Source organism: Shewanella basaltis (assembly GCF_023283885.1).
GTDB lineage: Bacteria > Pseudomonadota > Gammaproteobacteria > Enterobacterales > Shewanellaceae > Shewanella > Shewanella basaltis.
In genome coordinates this window covers 40,444-62,989 of the sequence record NZ_JAKILA010000025.1, presented here as the reverse complement: position 1 = coordinate 62,989, position 22,546 = coordinate 40,444, and the positions used below count along the sequence as shown (strand labels likewise).

General features: G+C 41.6%; 22 protein-coding genes. 15 read left to right on the top strand and 7 right to left on the bottom strand.

Annotation, left to right across the window (positions count from 1 at the left end; all coding sequences use genetic code 11):
- The first annotated feature begins 49 nt into the window (after nucleotides 1–49).
- The 4 genes from L2703_RS16225 to sstT all read left to right on the top strand — a co-directional run bounded on the left by L2703_RS16225 (nucleotide 50) and on the right by sstT (nucleotide 4,632).
- Complete coding sequence (locus tag L2703_RS16225; RefSeq protein WP_248972118.1) at nucleotides 50–1,336, top strand: DEAD/DEAH box helicase; 1,287 nt, start codon at nucleotides 50–52, stop codon at nucleotides 1,334–1,336.
- Between the two features lie 11 nt (nucleotides 1,337–1,347).
- A complete protein-coding gene (locus L2703_RS16220) occupies nucleotides 1,348–1,827 on the top strand; it encodes a protein-tyrosine phosphatase family protein (RefSeq protein ID WP_248972117.1) in 480 nt (159 codons plus the stop codon).
- 222 nt (nucleotides 1,828–2,049) lie between these two features.
- A complete protein-coding gene (locus L2703_RS16215) occupies nucleotides 2,050–2,952 on the top strand; it encodes a chemotaxis protein (RefSeq protein WP_248972116.1) in 903 nt (300 codons plus the stop codon).
- 447 nt (nucleotides 2,953–3,399) lie between these two features.
- Complete coding sequence (gene sstT, locus L2703_RS16210) at nucleotides 3,400–4,632, top strand: serine/threonine transporter SstT (protein WP_248972115.1); 1,233 nt, start codon at nucleotides 3,400–3,402, stop codon at nucleotides 4,630–4,632.
- Between the two features lie 57 nt (nucleotides 4,633–4,689).
- On the opposite strand, the gene L2703_RS16205 is transcribed toward sstT, so the two are convergent.
- The 3 genes from L2703_RS16205 to L2703_RS16195 all read right to left on the bottom strand — a co-directional run bounded on the left by L2703_RS16205 (nucleotide 4,690) and on the right by L2703_RS16195 (nucleotide 6,710).
- Entirely contained in the window at nucleotides 4,690–5,343 is a 654-nt protein-coding gene (locus L2703_RS16205; RefSeq protein ID WP_248972114.1) for an RluA family pseudouridine synthase, read from the bottom strand.
- 106 nt (nucleotides 5,344–5,449) lie between these two features.
- Nucleotides 5,450–6,088, bottom strand: a complete 639-nt coding sequence (locus L2703_RS16200; RefSeq protein ID WP_248972113.1) for a protein disulfide oxidoreductase — start codon at nucleotides 6,086–6,088, stop codon at nucleotides 5,450–5,452.
- A gap of 13 nt (nucleotides 6,089–6,101) precedes the next feature.
- Entirely contained in the window at nucleotides 6,102–6,710 is a 609-nt protein-coding gene (locus L2703_RS16195; protein WP_248972112.1) for an acyl carrier protein phosphodiesterase, read from the bottom strand.
- 202 nt (nucleotides 6,711–6,912) lie between these two features.
- On the opposite strand from L2703_RS16195, the gene L2703_RS16190 reads away from it, so the two are divergent.
- From L2703_RS16190 to secF, 6 genes are all read left to right on the top strand, one after another.
- Nucleotides 6,913–7,098: a hypothetical protein gene (locus tag L2703_RS16190; RefSeq protein ID WP_248972111.1), complete on the top strand. Its 186-nt coding sequence runs from the start codon at nucleotides 6,913–6,915 to the stop codon at nucleotides 7,096–7,098.
- A 68-nt stretch (nucleotides 7,099–7,166) separates the two neighbouring features.
- Nucleotides 7,167–8,207: a tRNA preQ1(34) S-adenosylmethionine ribosyltransferase-isomerase QueA gene (gene queA, locus L2703_RS16185; RefSeq protein ID WP_248972110.1), complete on the top strand. Its 1,041-nt coding sequence runs from the start codon at nucleotides 7,167–7,169 to the stop codon at nucleotides 8,205–8,207.
- Nucleotides 8,208–8,368: 161 nt separating this feature from the next.
- Nucleotides 8,369–9,493, top strand: a complete 1,125-nt coding sequence (gene tgt / locus L2703_RS16180; protein ID WP_248972109.1) for a tRNA guanosine(34) transglycosylase Tgt — start codon at nucleotides 8,369–8,371, stop codon at nucleotides 9,491–9,493.
- A 25-nt stretch (nucleotides 9,494–9,518) separates the two neighbouring features.
- Nucleotides 9,519–9,851 carry a preprotein translocase subunit YajC gene (yajC, locus tag L2703_RS16175; RefSeq protein ID WP_248972108.1) on the top strand — a complete coding sequence of 111 codons (333 nt, stop codon included), beginning with the start codon at nucleotides 9,519–9,521 and terminating at the stop codon, nucleotides 9,849–9,851.
- A gap of 17 nt (nucleotides 9,852–9,868) precedes the next feature.
- Nucleotides 9,869–11,719 carry a protein translocase subunit SecD gene (gene secD / locus L2703_RS16170; RefSeq protein ID WP_248972107.1) on the top strand — a complete coding sequence of 617 codons (1,851 nt, stop codon included), beginning with the start codon at nucleotides 9,869–9,871 and terminating at the stop codon, nucleotides 11,717–11,719.
- Nucleotides 11,720–11,731: 12 nt separating this feature from the next.
- Nucleotides 11,732–12,679 (top strand): protein translocase subunit SecF, encoded by a 948-nt coding sequence (gene secF, locus L2703_RS16165; protein WP_248972106.1) that lies wholly within the window; start codon nucleotides 11,732–11,734, stop codon nucleotides 12,677–12,679.
- 569 nt (nucleotides 12,680–13,248) lie between these two features.
- On the opposite strand, the gene L2703_RS16160 is transcribed toward secF, so the two are convergent.
- From L2703_RS16160 to L2703_RS16150, 3 genes are all read right to left on the bottom strand, one after another.
- Entirely contained in the window at nucleotides 13,249–13,485 is a 237-nt protein-coding gene (locus L2703_RS16160; RefSeq protein WP_248972105.1) for a hypothetical protein, read from the bottom strand.
- A gap of 29 nt (nucleotides 13,486–13,514) precedes the next feature.
- The gene (locus tag L2703_RS16155) at nucleotides 13,515–15,452 is read right to left on the bottom strand and encodes a putative bifunctional diguanylate cyclase/phosphodiesterase (RefSeq protein ID WP_248972104.1); all 1,938 of its coding nucleotides are present in this window, start codon (nucleotides 15,450–15,452) and stop codon (nucleotides 13,515–13,517) included.
- A 377-nt stretch (nucleotides 15,453–15,829) separates the two neighbouring features.
- Nucleotides 15,830–16,231, bottom strand: a complete 402-nt coding sequence (locus L2703_RS16150) for a DUF3224 domain-containing protein (protein WP_248972103.1) — start codon at nucleotides 16,229–16,231, stop codon at nucleotides 15,830–15,832.
- A 150-nt stretch (nucleotides 16,232–16,381) separates the two neighbouring features.
- Here L2703_RS16150 and L2703_RS16145 point away from each other — a divergent pair, with 150 nt between their 5' ends.
- The 5 genes from L2703_RS16145 to L2703_RS16125 all read left to right on the top strand — a co-directional run bounded on the left by L2703_RS16145 (nucleotide 16,382) and on the right by L2703_RS16125 (nucleotide 19,976).
- Nucleotides 16,382–16,699 carry a putative signal transducing protein gene (locus L2703_RS16145; RefSeq protein WP_248972102.1) on the top strand — a complete coding sequence of 106 codons (318 nt, stop codon included), beginning with the start codon at nucleotides 16,382–16,384 and terminating at the stop codon, nucleotides 16,697–16,699.
- Nucleotides 16,700–17,091: 392 nt separating this feature from the next.
- Nucleotides 17,092–17,451, top strand: coding sequence for a rhodanese-like domain-containing protein (locus L2703_RS16140; protein ID WP_248972101.1), 360 nt, complete (start codon nucleotides 17,092–17,094; stop codon nucleotides 17,449–17,451).
- 7 nt (nucleotides 17,452–17,458) lie between these two features.
- Nucleotides 17,459–18,370 carry a precorrin-2 dehydrogenase/sirohydrochlorin ferrochelatase family protein gene (locus L2703_RS16135; RefSeq protein WP_248972100.1) on the top strand — a complete coding sequence of 304 codons (912 nt, stop codon included), beginning with the start codon at nucleotides 17,459–17,461 and terminating at the stop codon, nucleotides 18,368–18,370.
- A gap of 81 nt (nucleotides 18,371–18,451) precedes the next feature.
- On the top strand, nucleotides 18,452–18,988 hold the full coding sequence (locus L2703_RS16130; protein WP_248972099.1) for a YaeQ family protein: 537 nt from the start codon (nucleotides 18,452–18,454) through the stop codon (nucleotides 18,986–18,988).
- A 385-nt stretch (nucleotides 18,989–19,373) separates the two neighbouring features.
- Nucleotides 19,374–19,976, top strand: a complete 603-nt coding sequence (locus L2703_RS16125; RefSeq protein WP_248972098.1) for a CBS domain-containing protein — start codon at nucleotides 19,374–19,376, stop codon at nucleotides 19,974–19,976.
- Between the two features lie 59 nt (nucleotides 19,977–20,035).
- Here the strand turns inward: L2703_RS16125 and L2703_RS16120 are convergent, their stop codons facing one another.
- Nucleotides 20,036–22,477 (bottom strand): S8 family serine peptidase, encoded by a 2,442-nt coding sequence (locus L2703_RS16120; RefSeq protein ID WP_248972097.1) that lies wholly within the window; start codon nucleotides 22,475–22,477, stop codon nucleotides 20,036–20,038.
- Between the last annotated feature and the right edge of the window lie 69 nt (nucleotides 22,478–22,546).

Sequence of the window (22,546 nt, the reverse complement as noted above, 5' to 3'; positions counted from 1 at the left end):
AGTGCGGTAAAATGTCCGATTGTTATCCATTGTTGAGCGCATCTGATCCATGACACAAGCTTCATTAGCTACTACCTTTGCAGAATTTGGCCTAAACACACCGCTATTGTCTCGTTTGGCAGAGCTTCAATACCTTCAGCCTACGCCGATCCAAACTCACACCATTCCAAGCATTTTGGCGGGAAAAGATGTGTTAGCTGGCGCTAACACTGGTTCGGGGAAAACCGCAGCGTTCGCGTTACCAATATTACAACGGTTAATGACACGCACAAGTGTAAATGCGGCTAAAGGAAATATGGTTAGTGCCCTGGTATTAGTGCCAACGCGTGAATTGGCCAAGCAGGTCGCCGACAGTTTTAAATCGTATGCTGTGCATTTAAATGGTGAGATTAAAGTTGTTGCTGCATTTGGCGGGGTGTCTGTGAATACGCAAATGCTTGCTTTACGCGGCGGTGCAGATGTCGTTGTGGCAACCCCTGGACGATTGTTAGATTTAGTCTCATCCAATGCTATTAAGTTGTCAGGCGTGACCACATTCGTGCTTGATGAAGCCGATAGAATGCTAAGCTTGGGTTTTACTGAAGAGCTGGCTAAATTAATTGCTTTACTGCCCAAGAAAAAGCAAACGCTGTTATTTTCAGCCACATTTCCTGAAGAAGTGTGTCAATTGACTCATGCGTTGTTGGTTAAACCGGTAGAAGTTCAATTGCAAAGCGCAGATGCCAGTACCCTAGTACAGCGAGTGATGACGGTAAATCGCGAGAAAAAAACCGCATTATTGGCTCATTTGTTACTTGAACACCAATGGCGTCAGGTATTGATTTTTGTCAGTGCAAAAAATGGTTGTAATCATTTAGCGCAAAAATTGGCAAAACGAGGAATTAGTGCTGAAGTATTTCATGGCGACAAAGCACAAGGGGCGCGCAGCAGAGTACTTGAAAGCTTTAAAGCTGGCGACATACAAGTATTGATAGCCACAGACATTGCCGCCCGTGGTTTAGATATTGAAAAATTGCCAGTAGTAATTAATTTTGACTTACCACGCAGTCCAGCAGATTATATGCACCGCATTGGCCGAAGCGGACGTGCAGGTGAAGTTGGTTTAGCGTTGACCTTATTATCGCATGATGAGTACCATCACTTTTCAGTGATTGAAAAAAAGAATAAAATTCGTCTTGAACGTGAACAAATCTGCGGATTTGAAGCTGACGAAAATATGCCCGATACAGTATTAGAACAACCTAAACCAGTTGCAAAGCCTGAAGGTTCAGGCAAAAAAAAGCGTAAAAAGTCACCCCAAATTAATATTGATATTTGGGCGAAAAAACCAGATTAGTAGTAGGTATTATGAAACATATTTTTTGGTTAGTTGATGGACAAATCGCAGGTCGCAGTGGTCCAAATAAAGATGCATGGGACTTAGCAGAGTTAAAGCAAGCCGGATTTGGCGCGATAGCATCATTAAATAATGGTGAAGGCTGTGATACAGAAGCAATGGCCGAATTAGGCATTAAACATAAAGTGTTTAATTTACCGGATAACATTCCTCCTAAGCCGCAAGATTTGGCAATTTGTGCAGGTATATTACCTCAAGTATTGGCCTTTATTCGTGAATGTGAAGCAGAGCAAGTGCCGGTCCTTTTACATTGTCGCTCAGGCATTAATCGTACCGAATTGGTGATGGCTTATTATATGATGGAAAGCGGCGCCGCCCCTGTGCATGCCGTCAGTCAGGTACGTAATGCCAGTGGTCTTGCGTTTGATGCCGATGGTTGGGATCAATTTGTATATGATGTGCTTTACGAGTTACAGTCTGCCTCAAACTAAGCCTGTATTGTTATAAGGCCAGCCAATAAAGGGAAACATCAAGATAGCTCATTTATTTTATCTATCTTGATGTTTCCTTTTGTTTTTGTGTTTTTTCAAGCTCAGTCACTCCCTTCTATAGGCAATTGCTTATATTGTGATCTGAATAGACTAAAGCCACGCTAAAATGTGACGATAAATGCTATAGTGAAAAAGACAAACTTTCATGTAGAAGGGGAAACGATGAGCCCAAAAATGAGTAAAGCGAATCAATCTCAAGGTTTATTGCTGTTTAGGTTGAACCACACTCAACAATTTGCGCTGGGCACTTTAAAAATTCGTGAACTTGTTCCGTTTACTCCGCTCACTAAAATCCCTCATTCTCATCCTGCTATTATGGGCGCTGCGACGATTCGTGGTATGACTATCCCAGTTATTGATATGGCGGCAGGTATTGGTTTTAAGCCCATCACAGAAGAAGAGCGTCAATATTGCTATATTATCATTACGGATTGCCAACGCATGGTGATAGGCTTTTTGGTGCGTTCCATTGACAAAATTATTGAATGTAACTGGCGTAATATCGAAGCGCCTTCAGGCAATTTAGGTAAAAATGCTTTTTTAACAGGTGTCACTCGTTTTGATGATCATTTAGTTCAACTCCTCGATGTTGAGTTGCTGTTATCGAAAATATTTCCCGACGATCCGGTAACCAATCGGGCGATATTAACTGATGTTCAACGTGAAAAGCTCAAACCACTGCGTATATTGTTGGTTGATGACTCAAAAGTTGCCCGCAAGCAGCTCTCAGATGCATTAGATTCGATTAACATTGCCTATCAAGTGACTTCAGATGGCCATGAGGCATTGCAAATGATGTTGCAAGCAGCGAAAAATCGAGCGCCGATAGACTTACTTGTTAGTGACATTGAAATGCCTGGCCTCGATGGCTACGAGCTTGCGTTTGAAGTTAAAAACAACCCAGATATCGCCAGTGCTTATATTATTTTACATACGTCATTATCTAGCGAGATCAGCGTGAGCCAAGCTAAGCAAGTTGGTGCAAATGAAGCATTAACTAAGTTTGATGCTAAAGAGTTGATCGAAGCCATGTTGCGTGGCGCCCAAACTAAGCTTGTTGTTTAATAAACAGTAAAAATGCTAATACTTTCTGTAAGATTGGTCTGTTAACATGTTTTACAAATTGATTGCATTTGGGGGTTAAGTCAATAAATTTTTTGGCTGTTTTAGCAGCAGATATTGATTTTTTTTACTCATTTGTGTTCAGCACTAGACTTCTTATGTTCCATCCTGATATATAGCTACAAGGCTTTTTGGGTGCATAGCACCTAGTAATGACCTTAAGCTCATGGCTTTATAGTATCGCTGTAAAAGTTAAATTACCTTGTGTTGAGTTACATTGATAACATGGATACCAACAACATAAGTCTTTTCTGTGATTTGGATAAATATAGGGCAGGTTTATAGGATGGCGACAGTGATTTTATAACCTATTCTTGTTTATTCCAGCACTGCGCTTTGTCATTATTCAATCAATAAAAAGCCACTAATATAATAATCATAGGTTAAGCAATGAATCAAAAAACATCACTGTTAGCTCGAATCGCTAACGGTAGCCTAGTGCTACAAATTATCAGCGGGATCATCTTGGGAGTTATTTTAGCCACAGTGTCAACGACTGGGGCGCAAAGCGTGGCATTTTTAGGGGCCTTATTTGTTGGTGCACTTAAAGCAATTGCTCCAGTGCTCGTGTTTGTATTGGTTGCATCATCGATTGCTAACCAAAAGAAAGACAGTCACACCAACATGCGACCAATCATTGGTCTATACCTTTTAGGGACTTTTGCTGCGGCATTGAGTGCTGTTATTTTCAGTTTTGCGTTCCCAACGACATTGTTGTTGGCTAGCGGGATTGAGGGTTCTAATCCACCTCAAGGCATTACAGAGGTATTAAACACACTGCTATTCAAAATAGTTGATAATCCGGTCAATGCACTGTTAACGGGTAACTACATAGGGATTTTAGTATGGGGTGCCGGCTTAGGGATTACCATGCATCATGCCAGTGATACGACTAAGCAAATGTTGTCAGATTTGAGCGACTCAGTATCTAATATTGTTCGTTTTGTTATTCGCTTAGCGCCAATCGGTATATTTGGTTTAGTTGCTGCCACGTTTGCTGAAACCGGTTTTGACGCGTTAGCTGGTTATGCCCAATTATTGGCCGTGTTAGTCGGGGCGATGTTGTTTATTGCCTTAGTCGTTAATCCTATTATTGTGTTTGTTAAGATTAAACGCAATCCGTATCCGTTGGTACTAAAGTGTTTACGTGGAAGTGGCGTTACGGCATTTTTTACTCGCTCAAGTGCAGCTAATATTCCGGTCAATATGGCGTTGTGTGAAGAGCTTAAGTTACACAAAGACACTTACTCGGTGTCTATTCCGTTGGGGGCGACTATTAACATGGGTGGCGCAGCGATTACGATCACTGTGCTTACCCTTGCCGCAGCACACACGCTAAATATCCCAGTTGATTTTATGACAGCGTTATTATTAAGTGTTGTTGCTTCAATATCTGCTTGTGGCGCATCTGGTGTTGCTGGTGGGTCGTTATTGTTAATCCCATTAGCCTGCGGTTTATTTGGTATTTCAAATGATGTGGCAATGCAGGTTGTTGCAGTTGGCTTTATTATTGGTGTGATTCAAGACTCTGCAGAAACTGCGTTAAACAGTTCTACAGACGTTATCTTTACTGCAGCAGCTTGTGAAGCTGCAGAGGCAAAAGAAGCGGCCCAAGCGAGTTAAAAGCGTTTTAAGTACAACAATGCCGGCGCATAGGATGACTATGGTGCCGGCATTTTTTTAAAATGGATGTTGGCTGAAAAAAGTCATTTCAACTTGGGTATACGGGTGCGAAATGGTTAATGATTGCGCATGTAAGTTCAGGCGATGACTGGCTTGTATCGTTTCTGTGTCCCCATAAAACTCATCGCCCAAAATTGGATGACCAAGCGCAAGCATGTGCACTCTGAGTTGATGAGTGCGGCCAGTATGTGGTTTGAGTTCCATCAGCGTTGTTTGTGGACGCTGTTCAAGTACTTTGTAATAAGTGAGTGCCGCTTTACCTGTCTCGCTAAGCATTTGAAAAGGCGGTGTGTCAGGATTAGGCCCTAATGCAAAGTTCACTTTACCTGCTAATGTTTGCATATGCCCTTGTACCTCTGCGATATACACTTTTTTAGCTTGGCGATTTTGAAACTGAGTTTTTAGATGCGACTCCGCTTTTTTGGTTCGCGCAAAAATCATGATACCCGACGTATCACAATCTAAGCGGTGAATTAAAATGGCCTCAGGATAACGTTGCTGTAAGCGAGTTATGGCAGTGTCATGGGTGTCTGGTGAGCGGCCAGGATTTGATAACAATCCAGATGGTTTATTAATGACAATAATATCACGGTCTTTATAACGGATATCCAACCAAGGGATTGAGGGTGGTTGATAAGTAAAGATGTGCATGGTGAGATTGTCTCTTTAATAAACGCAGATTTTGCTTGTTTGATTACGCGCGCATATTAACAAAATTTGTTCAGTAACGAAAATAAGATAGCGTCAACTCTGATTATCAGGTGGTATGGGTAACGGAACGTGACATATGTGACTTATTTAATGGCTGCTCATTTTCCATGAATAATGACAGGCTGGCTAACCACAGGCGCAATGACATGCCCCAACTGCTTGTTACTCCGGTTGTTACAAAGCGGATTTGATTGTTCTTATCGACAATATAAATGGCTGGTAACGCAGTGGCTCCCCATTGCTGACTAAAATGATGACCATTTGTAGATTGGTTGATAACCGCAAACTGGTAATCATTATGCTGCATAAATGTGCTTATGTCGGCATTTGAACCAGAAGCAACCGCCACCGAAATAACACGATAATCTTGAGTGTTAGCGAGGCTGTTGACCATAGGTGAGGTGATCTTGCATACCGGGCACCAAGTACCCCAAAAATACACCAATGTGGCCTGATTTGTGTCTGCTTGTTGCCAAGTGTTAAATAAAGACACATGACGGCCATCGATCAATTGGCTATCAATAGGAAACGCTGAGCCTGTGTGCATGTCTCGCTGTAAATAGCTGGCAACTGCAAACAGGACAGCCGCTAATAGCAACGTATCACGCAGTGTCATTAACCAAAAACGGGCAGACATTACGTTTGTTTTAGCCGCGTTTATTAATCCTGTTAACCAGATGGACATAATATGTGCTTAATTACCCTAGTGCATTGGGTAAGTATTGCTCGGGTGTTTTACGGCTATATATTCTGCTGTATGCCATTAGTTGTGGGTAAAAGGTTCTAAAGGCAATTTCTATTTCGACGTAAAGTTTATCAACATCTCGTATTGCGTGGTCAAATAATTCTGGTTTCGACAGTCGTTTACTGACTCCCTTAATCGCTTGATTTAATCCCTGCTTAGTTTGGTAGCTAGTTAACCAGTCCTGTTGAATAATTTTAGGTGCGATGGCTTGTAACGTTAGAGGTAATTGGGCTGTAGTACTGAGCTCTTTATAGGCTTTTTGGCTAAAAACACCCAACGATTGATGATGATATTCTTCCCAATAAAAGGCCAAATAGTGGTCAAACGCCAAGTCGATTAATATGGGGGCAACTCGACGTGAGGTTTTAGGAAATTGTTTTAGCAAATCGATGATAATTTCATGACTATCTGTGATTTGGTCAATTTGGCGATGTAACCAAATTCCTTGTTGAAGATGTTGGGGATGGTCTTCTATTTTGCCTTTGGCAAAATCACCGCATAAATTAGCCACTAAATGGGTATCGCTTATGTCAGCTAAATGTAAGTGTGCTAAAAAGTTCATATTTTGTGCTTCTAATTTTGTTATTTTGCAGTATGATACTAGCCGTTTGTAACAAAAGATTACAATTTGACAAGCTGGTTAGCTCAATCATAACGTTTTACGCACATATGTCATTGAGTATTATGTACCGCATTGATTTTAGTGGATATGTAATAATTAACAACTGATTATAATAATAAGGCTTTAAATTTAGGGATCATGGATGATGAAAGATTGGCTTAAAAAATTATTTTGTAAAACAACAGCGGTTAAAACAAATAAAGTACAAATAGATATGCGCTACGAAGTTCACTCTTTTAAGTCTGGCGACACAACAACGCAGACTCCTTCAGCTGTTGAGCCTACTGCTAACCCCCCCCTTTCTTCATCACAAAAGCCGACAAAGTAATCAGTAAACTTGATCTTAACTTGCGCTCGCCATAGACTAGCGGCCGTTTTTACTGTTGAGATCTTATTATGCGCGTTGCTGACTTTTCTTTTGACCTTCCTGATGAGCTTATCGCCCGTTATCCGACTGCACAACGCAATGCGTCGCGTCTATTGACCTTAAATGGGGTAGACGGACAGTTAGCGGATAAGCAATTTACTGATTTACTTGAGCTAATAAATCCTGGCGATTTAATGGTGTTTAATAACACCCGAGTGATCCCCGCGCGTTTATTTGGCCAAAAAGCCACAGGTGGTAAGCTTGAAATTTTAGTTGAGCGTATGCTTGATGATAAGCGGATCCTTGCTCATGTTCGCAGTTCAAAGTCGCCTAAGGTTGATGCGTTAATTAATTTAGATGCCGGTTATCAAATGAAAATGCTGGCGCGTCATGATGCGTTGTTCGAACTTGAATTACTGAGCGAGAGCACCGTTTTAGAAGTCCTTGAGCAAGTCGGCCATATGCCATTGCCTCCTTACATTGACCGCCCAGACGAGGACGCTGATAAAGAGCGTTATCAAACTGTTTATAACCAAACTCCGGGTGCCGTAGCTGCGCCGACTGCTGGCCTGCATTTTGATGATGCGATGTTAGCCGCTCTGAAAGAAAAAGGCGTCAATATCGCCTTTGTTACTTTGCATGTTGGCGCAGGAACATTTCAACCGGTTCGTGTTGATAATGTGTTAGAGCACAAGATGCATTCGGAATGGGCAAACGTCCCTCAAGATGTGGTTGACTTAATTGCTCAAACTAAAGCCAATGGTCAACGAGTTGTTGCCGTAGGAACCACATCGGTTCGTTCGTTAGAAAGCGCTGCTCGCGCCAGTGGTGATAAAGCACTTGAGGCTTTTTGTGGCGATACCGATATCTTTATTTACCCAGGTTTCAAATTTAACGTTGTCGATGCCATGGTCACTAATTTCCATTTACCAGAATCAACATTAATCGTGTTGCTTAGCGCGTTTGCTGGTTATGATGAGGTTATGGCAGCCTATCAGCATGCTATAGCGCAAAAATATCGCTTTTTTAGTTATGGTGATGCGATGTTTGTGACGAAAAAAGCCCCCTAATAGCCAAAATTGATTTACAATACTCGCCAACAAACGCCCGCTAACAGTGGGCGTTTTAATGTTTTAATGTTTTAATGTGTTCTTAACCTTGAAGCATTAAAATTTGCCCTCATAACTATAGAAACTAAACAAGTCAGACTGTTTATCTGGCAAGGTGATTTATGAAATTTGAATTAGACACAACAGATGGACGCGCACGTCGCGGCCGTTTGATATTTGACCGTGGCACAGTTGAAACGCCAGCATTTATGCCTGTTGGCACATACGGTACCGTTAAAGGGATGACACCTGAAGAAGTCCGCGCTACTGGTGCAGACATTCTTTTAGGGAATACCTTCCATTTATGGTTACGCCCAGGTGAAGAAATCATGCGTAAGCATGGAGACTTGCACGACTTTATGAACTGGCAACGTCCAATATTGACTGATTCAGGTGGATTTCAGGTGTTCAGCTTAGGCGACATTCGTAAAATCACCGAAGAAGGTGTGCATTTCCGTTCGCCAATTAATGGTGAAAAAATCTTTTTAGACCCAGAAAAATCAATGCAGATCCAAGATTCATTGGGTTCTGATGTCGTGATGATTTTTGACGAATGTACACCATACCCCGCGACACACGACGAAGCACGTAAGTCGATGCAAATGTCATTGCGTTGGGCCAAGCGCTCACGTGATGAGTTTGATCGTTTAGAAAACCCTAACTCATTGTTTGGGATTATCCAAGGCGGTGTTTACGAAGATTTACGTGATGAAAGTGTTAAAGGGTTACTCGAAATAGGTTTTGACGGTTATGCCGTTGGTGGTCTAGCTGTGGGTGAACCCAAAGAAGATATGCACCGCATTTTAGAGCATGTTTGTCCGCAAATCCCTGCAGATAAACCTCGTTATTTAATGGGGGTTGGTAAACCAGAAGACTTAGTCGAAGGCGTGCGTCGTGGCGTCGATATGTTCGATTGCGTTATGCCAACACGTAACGCTCGTAACGGCCATTTATTTACCAGCGAAGGGGTAATTAAAATCCGTAATGCGCGTCATCGTGATGATACATCGCCATTAGATGCTAAGTGTGATTGTTATACCTGTAAAAATTATTCACGTGCTTATTTGTACCACTTAGATCGTTGTAATGAGATTCTAGGTGCGCGTTTAAACACCATTCACAACCTGCGTTACTACCAAATGTTAATGGAAGGTTTGCGCGGCGCAATTGAGACAGGTACATTAGACGCCTTTGTGAAGGAGTTCTACACCAGTCTTGGTCGTGAAGTCCCAGAATTAATCGATTAATTTTAGCTAATAAGAAGAGAGAACTATGTTAATTTCAAATGCTTATGCAAGCCCAGTGGGTGGCGCTGCCGGTGGCGAAACCATGCAATTAATTTTTATGCTTGTGATGTTCGGATTGATTTTCTACTTCATGATTTTCCGTCCACAGTCAAAGCGTGTTAAAGAACACAAAAACCTAATGGCGTCGATTTCAAAAGGTGATGAAGTGTTAACCAGTGGTGGTATTTTAGGCAAAGTAACCAAAATCAGCGAAGAAAGTGATTATGTGTTATTAGCGATAAATGATAACAACCAAATTACGATTAAAAAGGATTACATCGCCGCGGTATTGCCTAAAGGTTCTATCCAGTCGTTATAAGCCAAGAGGGCTATGGTGTGTTAAATAAATACCCAATGTGGAAAAACATCATGGTGGTGCTTATCATCGCCATTGGTGGTTTTTATGCCATACCGAATTTGTTTGGTGAAGACCATGCAGTACAAGTAGTGGCAACTCGTGGCGCAGAGGTGACGACGTCAACTCAAGCTAATGTTGTGCAAATGTTAGAAAGTAAAGGTATTGCGGTTAAGCGTGCCGAACTTGAAAACGGACAATTATTAATTCGAGTGCAAAACTCTGAGCAGCAGTTAGTCGCCAAAGAGGCAATTGCCGAACAACTTGGATTGAAGTATACGGTCGCACTAAACTTAGCTCCAGCAACACCAGCATGGCTTGAAGCTGTGGGTGGCTCGCCGATGAAGTTAGGTTTAGATTTACGTGGTGGTGTTCACTTTTTAATGGAAGTGGACATGGGCGAAGCTATTCGCAAAATGGAAGAGGCCAAAGTGGCTGACTTTCGTAGCCAACTGCGTGAAGAAAAAATTCGTTACGCAGGGATTCGCAAAACGCCTAAAGGCATTGCAATTAAGTTTCGTGATGCCGAAGCCGTCGACAAAGCTGAGAATTATTTAAAAACTCGCAGCAACGACATGGTGTATAGCGATGCCAGTACAGACAGCGAATTTATCTTACTGGCAACCATGAGTGATGTTTACCTTAAGCAAATTAAGGAAGAAGCATTACAACAAAACATTACCACTATTCGTAACCGTGTAAATGAGCTAGGTGTTGCAGAGCCAGTTGTACAACGTCAAGGCGCAGAACGCATTATCGTTGAGCTTCCTGGTGTACAAGACACTGCTCGCGCAAAAGAAATCTTAGGCGCGACGGCATCGATTGAGTTTCGTATGGTTGATGAAAGTGCAGACGTGAGTGCAGCGGCAAGTGGTCGTGTACCTGCTGGTGCAGAAGTTTATCAACGTCGTGAAGGTGGTATTGCTGTACTGAAAAAAGAAGTCATGCTAACGGGTGATCATATCACTGGCGCGCAGCCGACTTTTGATGAGTATAGCCGTCCGCAAGTTGCGATTAATCTAGACGCTAAAGGCGGCACGATTTTCTCTAACGTGACCAAAGATAATATCGGTAAGCCAATGGCAACATTGTTTATCGAGTACAAAGATAGCGGCCTACGTAATCCTGATGGCACAGTAAAAATGACCAAGATTGAAGAGGTTATTTCTGTTGCGACCATTCAAGCCCGTTTAGGCCGTAATTTTGTGATTACAGGTCTTGAGCACAGTGAGGCACAAAGCCTAGCGCTTTTACTGCGAGCTGGTGCACTGATTGCCCCTGTGACCATTGTAGAAGAGCGTACAATTGGCCCAAGCCTAGGTGCTGAAAATATCGAAAACGGTATGCAAGCAATGATATGGGGCATGGTTGTTGTGCTTGTTTTCATGATGGTTTACTACCGTGCATTTGGCTTTATTGCCAACCTTGCACTAATGGCTAACTTAATCATGGTTGTGGGTGTGATGTCGATGATCCCTGGTGCGGTATTAACCTTACCTGGTATTGCCGGGATGGTGTTAACTGTGGGTATGGCGGTTGACGGAAACGTGCTGATTTTTGAACGTATTCGTGAAGAAATTTTAGGCGGCCGTAGCGTACAACAAGCCATTCATGAAGGCTATGGTAATGCGTTTTCAACCATTGCCGATGCGAACATCACTACCTTTATGACGGCACTTATCTTGTTTGCTGTGGGTACAGGTGCGGTGAAAGGCTTTGCTGTTACCTTAATGATAGGTATCGCGACTTCGATGTTTACAGCCATTGTTGGCACGCGCTCAATCGTGAATGCGATTTGGGGTGGTAAACGCGTTAAGTCATTATCTATCTAGGAGAAGTTGAATATGTTTCAGTTATTTTCAGTGAATAAAACAGTCGACTTTCTTCGCCATGCAATGCCCATCAGTATTATGTCGATGGTCTTAGTTATTGCTTCTTTTGTATCACTTGGTGTGCAAGGCATTAATTGGGGTCTAGATTTTACTGGCGGTACAGTCATTGAAATGGAGTTTTCTGCTCCAGTCGACTTAAATGCTTTACGTGCAACTATGACTGCTGATGAAGCCGAAGGTGCAGTGGTACAGAACTTTGGTTCAAGCCGTGATGTTTTGGTTCGTTTACCTGTTAGAGAAGATCTTAAAAGTGATGATCAGGTGAGTGCAGTACTCGCGGCGTCACAGTCTATCGATGCAGGTGTTGTGCAAAAGCGTGTAGAGTTTGTTGGACCGCAAGTAGGTAAAGAATTGGCAGAGCAGGGCGGTTTAGCCGTTATTGTTGCGCTTATTTGTATTCTTATCTATGTGTCATTTCGATTTGAATGGCGCCTTGCGGCTGGCTCTGTAGCGGCACTTGCGCACGACGTGATTGTGACTTTAGGTGTGTTTTCGGTATTACAACTTGAGTTTGACTTGACCGTATTGGCAGGTTTATTGACGGTTGTGGGTTATTCGCTTAACGATACCATCGTTGTGTATGACCGTATTCGTGAAAACTTCCTTAAAATGCGTAAAGGCACGCCTGAAGAAATCGTTAATACCTCAATTACTCAAACCATGAGTCGCACGGTAATTACCACCGGTACGACCTTGATCACGGTTATTGCGTTATTTCTTAAAGGTGGCACGATGATCCATGGCTTTGCGACAGCATTGTTATTGGGTATTTTTGTGGGTACATACTCATCGATTTATGTGGCAAGTTATTTAGCCATTAAACTGGGTATTAACCGCGAGCACATGCTACCGGTAGAGATTGAGAAAGAAGGTGCAGATCAGCCTTCTATGATGCCGTAACACGCTCAACTGCTAACAATAAACCCCAGCTTGCTGGGGTTTATTTTTTTAGTTAACCTGAGCTCGGGATAAGTGATGAACTTATACTATTTAAAATCAACATGTTACCCATTCTCACTTTCAAGCTTGTCATTTGTTCTGCTAACAAGGCGAATTGACGCATCAATAGCTAGGCCTATTGTAAGTCGATTCAACGCAGTGAGCAGGGCAAAGGACTGTTTGAAAGGCATTTATTATCCCGAGCTCAGGTTAGTTATACCATTACGCGTTAACAAGTGATGTCTTAGCGAGAACGTAAACTTCTGCCATGCATGAGTTCAAACTGATACCAATTTGCACAAAAATGTGATCATGCTCATTGGTTAACATTGCTTGTAACATTGCTTATCACATCGGTAGACATTTTGAAGGTAGAAGGACTTCGCTGTAATTTCTGCTTTGTTCTAAGCGGTGCTTCCTACGCAATTTCGGATCACTTATGTATCCTGACTGGTATTATGAATCGGTTAAATTTGCATATGGATAACACGTTATCGTGCAAGTATGAAGGTGAGGTTAAACTTTATGGGTTAAGTAGATTGTTCGCGTAGGTGTTGTTCACAAGCTGTAAGCAGTGTTTGATACCAATGAGTGTTTGTTTCAATGACTAACGCTTCCCAACCATCGGTACTCAATATTTCTACATTAACTAATGCAAGCGAGTTCTCATTGTTTGCCAACACTCTAAATGTCCCTACCGCAGTGTGTAAGCGACTAATATTAGTTAGATTTGTTTTGCTGTTAGTGCTTTGAGTATTTATGCTCACATGATGCCTTTTTTAACGATGATCTGCATCTATCCTACTTTTATTTGTACTACAGGCGCCTTGGCTGTTTGTGGCGCATAGACCCCCGTACCTGTCATGGCAATATGATTGACATTTTTACTGATCATCTTGCTGCCGACATCTTTAGAGGTTTCTGGACGGCTAATTAAATAGCCTTGAATACAATCAATGCCGAGTTTTTTGACCAACTCAAACTGTGGGGCAGTTTCAACACCCTCTGCAACAATTTTTAAATCAAGGGTTTTGCCCAAACCGCTAATCGAATTTAATATTTTTTCGTATTTAGGGTTAATGTTAGCTTGGTCAATAAATAATTTATCAATTTTAATCACATCTACAGGTAAGTTTGCCAACGTAGATAACGAACTAAAGCCTGTGCCAAAGTCATCAATTGCAATTAATACTCCGGCTTGACGTAGTTTCTCTAAGTCTGAGATCACATTTTCTGAAGCGTCAATAAAGCAGGATTCGGTTATTTCCAGTAATAGTGCCTTGGGAGGTAATCCCACCTTAGTAATGGTTTTCATCACCCAGTCATATAGCGGGGTATGTGCTAACTGCACCCCAGAAATATTAACCGATATACGGACTTTGTTCATGCCTGCATTATACCAAGCAGCCATTTGACGACAGGCTTCAATTAATATCCAATTACCTAACTCTAGAATTAAGTTTGAGTCTTCGGCGATGGGAATAAACTCAGCAGGCGATATGGATCCTTCAGTAGGGTGATGCCAGCGTACAAGGCATTCAAAATAATCAATGCTGAAATCGTGCACGTTTACAATAGGTTGAAATGACAAGCTGAAGTTTTGACTGGTCATTGCAAGACGCATTTCTTCAAGTAGATAGTGATAACGGCGCATTTTATTGCCCATTTCGGGCGAATATACCCGGTAAATACCTCGGCCATCTGTTTTGGCGCGATACATGGCTACATCGGCCATTTGCAATAAAGTGTTGGGGTTTGCTGCACTGTCTGGGTATATCGCAATGCCGATACTGGCTCCAATTTTAATTAACTTGTTCCCTAAGACAAAATCGCCTTCTATTTCTTGTAGTACATTTTGCGCCACTTCTATCGGGAGGTTGTCGTCATGCAGATCTTCAATAAAAATGGAAAATTCATCACCACCTAATCGTGATAGACTTAACTCTAAACCTAGTGTTGGTGCAAAATGACTGAGTTTTCGATTACGCACCACGGTAGCAAGGCGTTGAGCAACCTGAATTAAGACTTCATCGCCAAAGCTGTGACCAAATGAGTCATTGACTTGTTTAAACCCATCGAGGTCGATAAACAATAATGCCTGCTTTTTGTTTAAGGATTGAGCGAGTTCGAGTTGGGTTTGTAAGTGTTGCAAGTAGGCATGACGATCAATCAACCCTGTCAATTTATCTTGATGTTGGCTAATAATGTTTTTGTGCTGTTGTTCGTTAATTTGTTTATTGAGCTCAATAAGGGCTAAGCTTAATTTAGAAATCGTGTTTTGCTGTTCAACTTTAGGCGGGACGATATTAAAGGCAGCCAATAATTTATTGGTTTCATCGTTGACTACTTCTAATGATTTATCAAGCTTCCTCTTTTGTTTGCGAGTGATATAAAAAGGAATGCCGATGGCAAAAATGCCTAATAAAAGTAATGGTAGATTGCTGAATAATATTACGTTGTTTAACGCATCATCAAGGCTGATGACTTTTAATTTACTATCAACTTGTGACAAAACGACATAGTTATACTTGTTATCAGAGACAATGTTATAGTTCAGCAATACTGCCCAGTGATAATCTACAGAGGTGACATTTTGCTGTTCAAACTCTTGTAAGTTAACGCTATTATTATCACGGTTAAAAACATGTAGACTTTGATTAAGTGTTAATATAACTAAAAAATATAACCCGATTAATAAACTTAACGATAGCAAAATTATTTTGGGTATCCGCATTATATTAGCTCTTAATTGTCGATGTGATAAATGAATATGAACGGCTTATTGAAGAAAAAGGATACCGTTATTAGTTAGTTTATAGTGTAGTGTAAATGTTATTTTTTAACAATTAAGTCAATGAGTGATTTGTTTGTTATTCAATGATATGAAAATAAAAAGGGTTGTTCTGATCGTTAGCGCATCATAATAAGCTTAAGATTTATAGTGAAAAATAGGTCGTACGAAACAGTAGGCAGCTTGAATGTTACATGTTAATCGAAAGGTTTTTATTGATTTCATTATCCACAAAACATCATACTTTTTACTGATAAATCAAGCTTGCTTACATTCAATAACGATAGGATTTCGCGGCAGTAGTTCTAACAATATATTCACTAAGCCATGGTCAGCGTAATAACGTATTCAGCTTGGCCATTTTCTGTTGAAGTAAATTCCCCTTGACCAATATAGTCAGTAAGGTTGTGAGTTCCTGAACCCGCAATAACCTTAAACTGACTTTGTGCTACTCCCGCAATAAAGGTGCCGTTATGTTGGAGCATAATGCTTCCTGTGATTTCTGGGGTTGTCACATTCAGTCTTTCTAAACCAGAAAACACGGCGGTAGCATCTTTTTGATATGACATCACATATCGAATCTCGGCTGAACCTATGATGTCTCCTGAATACGTTTGTTTTATATTGGCAACCGTTTGCTTGCTGCTATCGTCATGCTCAGCATAGGCGGTTTCATCCCATTGGGTAATTTGAAAAACACCTTTTAAGACAACCTTTGTCATATTCGATCCTAGTTCGCTGTGTTATCAATAAACGTAAGGTAATCACTATTGAGGAGCAATGTCCAATTTATAAACAGTTCTCGACAGATTTTAGTTGAGGAAGTAGGATGAAACAAATTTGCCAGCAAGAGCAATGCAGTAGGAAAACGTATGGAACAACGAAAAGTATTATTGGCCGGTGGTAATCTGTTACAGGCTCACACATGGAAAGGGCTACTAGAAACCAGTGGCATTGAAGTGGATCTTAAAGGTGAAGCGTTAATTGGTGGTGTAGGTGGTCTTCCTATTGAAATGCAAACTGTTGAATTATGGGTGATGAACACCCAGTTAGCTGCAGCACAAACCCTGCTAGATGCCCTCGAGATTGACCAACCCCAATGGCAGTGTGTGCAGTGCCATGAAATGAATGAAGGAAGTTTTGAGCTCTGTTGGCAATGTAGTGCGCAAAAAAGTGAAATGCATAACTGACCTGTCATCGGGATAACAAACTGCTTTCAAAAAGTTTTTTGTCTTTTTTCACTGTCTTGAATTAACTTGCAATAGGCCAGCTGTTGGCGCGTTAATTTGCCTAGAGAGTAAAAAGACAAATATGTACAGCATGTTGTGGTTAACATGTTGATTTTTAACATTATCAATATGTCCTTTTATCTTGGCGAGACTCATTAGCTGTTGTTGATGTTATTCCCATAAAGGCGGCCTAACATTTACCACGACGAATGAACAAAGCGGAACATACAAATAATGTGTATTTATGCTTTTAAGTAAATTTGTTATTTTCTTAAGTTATTCAATAAACCTTTTTTGAGCATTAGCGTATCTACATGCCACAAAGACAGTGGCACTATTTTTAAGGACTCATTATGCAAGCATCTGCGGCATTTGCCAGTTTAGTCGAATCTATCATGCCTCATGTCACGTTAGTGACTATTGAAGAGTATCAGCAACAAGATCAGTGGCAATTGATTGATGTTCGAGAAGACAATGAATGGTTGCAAGGGCATTTGCCTAATGCAAAACATTTAAGTCGTGGCATTATTGAACGTGATATTGAACACCGCTTTCCTGATAAAACGACACCTATTTTACTTTACTGTGGCGCTGGGCAACGTGCGGCTTTATCGGCCTATAACTTACAGTTGATGGGTTATACTCAAGTGGCTTCTATGGTTGGCGGTTATCGCGCCTGGATACAACATCAATTCCCTATTGTGCAAGACTGAGACATTAATGCAATATTTCCCGTTATTTGTTGATACCCAAGGCTTACGTGTATTGCTTGTTGGGGCTGGTGAGGTGGCAACACGAAAACTTGATTTACTGTCTCGAACAGATGCCATAATTCATGTTGTCGCCCCAGAGGTTGCTTCAGATATTGAGACCTACTTCCAGCAAGGTCGTATCACGTTAACTCGTCGTGAAGTCGTAGAGGCTGATTTATCAAATGTGGATATTGTCTATTTAGCGACAGCAAATGAACAGTTAAATATGCACTTTGCTGATTTAGCCAATGAAAGAGGCATTTGGGTCAATGTGGTTGATAATCCATCCTATTGCCGTTTTATTACGCCTTCGATTGTTGACCGCGGCAGATTAGTTGTTGCTATTAGCACCGCTGGCGCAGCTCCTGTGTTTGCTCGAACTATTCGTTCTCGTTTAGAAGCCATGTTACCCACGTCTTTGGCTCCATTATTTGATTTTGTTGCAAGTAAAAGAGAAGAAGTGCAACAGACATTATCTGATGGTAAAGACCGCCGATTGTTTTGGGAGCGTTTTTTTAATGCCAATCAAGATAAATTTGATAAGTTAACTGAACAACGTTTTATTGATGCATACCAGGATATCACTCGTCAGGGGGAGATTTTATTATTAACCCAAGATACTCCAGCACATTTACTGCCGATAGCGGCAATGCCATTACTACAAAAACTTGACGTTATTTTTAGTGATGAGCCACTTGATTACGACATCAATGAGTTATTGCGCCGAGATGCAAACCGAACCTTTGTGCCTAAGTTAAGCGAAATTTTGCATCATTACGAGCAAGGTGAACGAATGTTGATTGTGTCTGCTCCTGAAAAAATAGCCCAGTTGATTGCTTACTTTCCCATGGCCAAACATTTGCGTCCGGGAGCTTTGTAGGTTATTCAATTTCGCTTGAGCTAACACGCCGAGTCGAGTTTGTAGTAGACTCGGCTTTTTTATGCCGATTGAGACTGTTGAATGGCCACCAAAGCTACTGTATATAAAGTTGCACTGCAAATTGCTGATATGGATCGTCACTATTATGCTGATCATGCGATAACGCTCGCTCAGCACCCGTCTGAAACCGATACGCGGATGATGGTACGCCTATTAGCTTTTGCATTGAACGCGTCTGACTCATTAGCCTTCAGTAAAGGATTGTGTGTCGATGACGAGGCCGAACTTTGGGATAAAAGTTTAAGTGATGAAATCAACTTGTGGATAGAGTTTGGCCAGGCCGATGAGAAATGGCTGCGTAAAGCCAGTGGACGCGCCAAACACGTGATTTTGTATACTTATGGTGGTCGCAGTGTGCCTATTTGGTGGCAACAAAACCAGCAAGCGTTGAGTCGTTATGATAATTTGTCTGTGATTAACTTACCTGAAGATGCCGTTAAGCAACTGGACGTTTTTGTGAGCCGTAATATGGCTATGCAAGTGAGTATTAGCGAAGGGCAGGTGTGGTTGTCAGATAGTCATAATAGCGTTTTAGTTGAGCCTGAAAAGCTTAAATAAATCCCCTTCGCTCGTGTGTAGTTGATTGCTTATACCACTATTGAAGATAAAAAGGTGTTATAAGCAAAGGGGGCCTTTAACAGGGAGCATGGTCGCAAAATATAACGAGCTAGGCAATTTGTATTATACGAAACGCATGTTTATCCCCCATGCTTGCGAGCATGTTGCGCGGACCTTTCACCTTTCCTACTACCACAGCTCTTAACATGTAAATGTGAATTTAACCTTAATTTAGCAATTATGAATAAATTTTAATCTTAAATACTATTGTACTAATAAAATCACAGGCAGATAATCAAAGCATAACTCGAGCACGATTAAATTTTATCCAATTGATTTTAATGGTGTTTATATTTTGCAATGGTAGTGGATTAAGGATGTTATTGTGAAAAAATTAGCATTATACCCAGTAGAAAAAATCGACGAATTAACCTCTCCAGAAGCATACGAAGATATTTCAATTCTCTCTTCAGCTGTGAATATTTTCACTGATTTTAAAAAAGTGGCTCCATTAGTGATTGAATCAAATGCATCTGCAGTAGAAGTGGAAAGCTTGATGCAAAAGTCTCATGTGCGTCTTAAATTAGTGGTTAATCATAAGAATGAATTTGTAGGCTTGATAAGTTTTGAATCGTTACACAATCAAGAAATATTAAAACGCGTAGCTGAAGGACATCAACGTGAACAGCTTAAAGTGACTGACTTTATGATTGCTAAAGATCTGTTGAAAGCAATTGATTATGATGACTTAACTTATGCCAGAATTGGCGATGTAATTGAAACATTAAAATCAGCAGGTCAGCAGCATTGTTTAGTGCTAGACAGAAAAAATCACGCTATTCGCGGTGTGCTATCGGCTAACGATATTGCTCGCAGATTAAAACTTGCGGTAGATGTCAGCACTCCTAATTCATTTGCCGCCATTTTTGACGTGATCAGTAAAGTGCAACAACCTGCGGTATTAAATACTTTACAGCCACATTTTTAATCAGTGCCAAGCAAAAAAATAGCCACAATATGTGGCTATTTTTTTGCATTATGGACATGCTATTGGAAGCTTAAGCTCCAGGTATCTATGTATCCTGTATCTCGTCTTGCACTGTCAACAGCCTTAAGTGTCCAAATTCCACTTGATTCAACCCCCGTCATATTTGCTGAATAGGTCTGATTAATATTATCAGTGCCGCCTCCAGTCTTGTTATGTAGCACAACGGTTTGACCTGTTGGGCTGATCAGCTGAATGGTTAAATCGCCAATATAAGTGTGCACAACACCTACCGACACGGAAACCGTTCCAGAGTTGCCTGTACGAGTTACCGTAATCGGGCTTGTGATGCCTGCGGTGTTGTTATCTGGGATAGTATAATTATTGCTGTTGGTATAAGTTGCCGGCCCGCCTGTACCACTACCTGAAGTTGCTTCAGTGTAATTGGCCACTAAGTTTACCCCGCTAAAAGCACTGTAACCTTGAACCATGACATAATAGGTTCCAGCTTGTGCTGTTGAGATTGGGCAAGATTCAGCATTACCGCTTTTCCATGGGCGACAATCGTAGCTGCTGGTTGTTGGGGATGCGCCATACTGTACATATAAATCAGCATCACCAGTACCACCACTCATGGTGAAGCTTAAATTTGTTGCACCTGCGGGCACATCTAGCCAGTAGTAAAGCTCGTCATTTTTGGCGCCTGATAACCCCGTTTTTGCAACTCCTTTAACAAGCACATTATCACCAGAACCTGTGCCAGGATCAGTAGGGCCATTACAAGACTCATCTAGATACGCTTTTGCTGCGGTAGCATTAACCATCCCAAATCCTGTTTTGTTGTCACGGCCTGCAACGTTTAAATCATCGGCAGTGGCATTTAACGCTGAACGGATCTGAGATGCGCTACATTCTGGGTGATAGCTCCAAACTAAGGTTGCTACACCAGAAACATGGGGGGTAGCCATTGAAGTACCATTGTAGTATTCGTAGTCTTGATTTCCTAAATTAGTGACGGTTGCCGTTTGGCCTATTTTAGCCTTGAGGGACAAGCCTGTGGCGCGGTCAACCGACATGGATGGAATGGTTATTTCGCTGTTTGCATCCACCAAAAATGGATTCTGTAGGCCAGGCAAGGCACTGTTACTGTATACAATAACCCCTTTGGCACCTGCGGTTTTACAGGCTTTAACTGCGTTAATTTCTGGGTAGCTTGAACCTTGATTACCCACACGCTCAACCAAACAAATTCGGTTGCTCATGCTGCCACAATTAAAGCTTGTACCATTTACAGTACACTCCGCCAGGGTTGCTGTTGCGCTTGCATTGATAGGAGCAGGAGCATAACTGCTGCCTGACGGTGTTAAGCGGTTGTGGGGAACAACGCCATTATTAAAGTATGATTGCCCCGCAATGGTAATATCAGCCGTGCGGCCTTCACCGACAGTGACGGTAGACAAAATAGCTTCGCCAGGACCCGAAATTTCAACTTGGTCAGTATATTGAGAAAATGCTGCATGGTCTCGATTACTATCAACAGCCGCCACAGACATCACACTGTCATAGGATGCTGGATAACTGTAACTGTTATCCCCGGCATTACCGGCTGCGGCAATGAGCAACACACCGTTATTGTAGTGCGCGTTTAATGCGTTACGTTCGGTTGTGGTTGAGCCACTCCCGCCTAGGCTCATTGTCACCACATTTGCTCCGCCAGCATTCACACAGGTATCAACTGCAGACACGAGGGATGAAGAGTAACCCCAACCAGCTTCATTAAACACTTTAACCACATGAATATTGGCATTTTGGTTTGGCATGACCCCCACAACACCTTCATTGTTGGCGATAGCGGCTATGGTGCCAGCCACATGGGTTCCATGGGCATTATTATTGCCAGGTTGGTACCAATTACCTGTACCTGAGTTATTGGTTCCAGAGACATTGTTAGCGCTTAAATCGTTGTGGCTACGATCATAACCTGAGTCAATGATACAAATTGTACGATTACCGGCTTGGCTATCGCTTAGTACCGTTGCGCCCACATAAGTTTGTCCCCATGGCGTTGTTTCAGCGAGTAGGCGACGCGGTAAATCTTCTTCAACGTACTCTACGTCGCGGCGTAATCGTAATGCTTTAATTGAGTCACTGTCGAGTTTGGTTGAATAACTATTACTTCGTCCTATGCGTTTCATTTCACGTGCTTTGACGCTATTGAGTGCTCTTAAATGACTGAACACTTCATTAGAGCGAGGCTGGTAGTCCATACTACTGATGTCATTGGTATTTACATTTTGATTGACGGCAATATCGTTCATTACTTGTGCTGCATTGTCATTTCTAAATTTAACAATATAGCGCTTAGGTAAAGGGGACTGTTGTTCAATTTGTTGATTTGTCGAGGAAAGCGTGACTTGGTTAGGTGCTGCATTGACTTGAGCCGAAATTGCTAAAGCAAGTGCTGTCATGCTAAGCACGACAGCCTTATTTTGATTATTTTTCATTTTGTCTTCCATGTTATCAGGGTAAATAATGTCGTTCTAATTATGGCTTTCTGTTAAGTCATTTTGCTT